Source organism: Bifidobacterium sp. UMB1197 (assembly GCF_030217745.1).
Classification (GTDB): Bacteria; Actinomycetota; Actinomycetes; order Actinomycetales; family Bifidobacteriaceae; genus Bifidobacterium; species Bifidobacterium vaginale_B.
On the sequence record NZ_JASOOL010000026.1, the window covers coordinates 1 to 377 of the forward strand.

The following is a 377-nucleotide window of genomic DNA, read 5'->3' on the forward strand; positions in this document are numbered from 1 at the left end:
CCAGCCTTAGTAGTTGGAGTCACCTCTTCAGGCTGCTTTGGATCAGGAGTTGGAGTATCGGAAGAACCCATAACCTCTTTATAATGCTTCTTAGCAGCATCCAAAAGGGTATCCTTAGCATCAAGATCCAAACGAGCAGCAAGCAAGTCAGCATTAGGAGCATCAGCAGGACGAGTATTCACTGCAGAAGCATCCGCATTAAGAACACCAGCATCAATAGCAGCCTGCTTAGCAGTAGCTTTAGCAGGCTCAGCTACCTCGGCAGCATCAAGCTGACCATCTGACTTGACGATTCCAGCCGCCTTTGCAGCAGCAAGACCTGCATCATACTTATCCTGTGCCTGCTTAGCTTCAGCTACAGCAGCCTCATACTTAGT

1 protein-coding gene is annotated in these 377 nt (G+C 48.8%); it reads right to left on the reverse strand.

What is annotated here, in order from left to right; translation table 11 throughout:
* Window positions 1-377 (reverse strand): hypothetical protein (locus tag QP420_RS06455; RefSeq protein ID WP_481616897.1); only part of this gene is annotated, 377 nt, incomplete at both ends.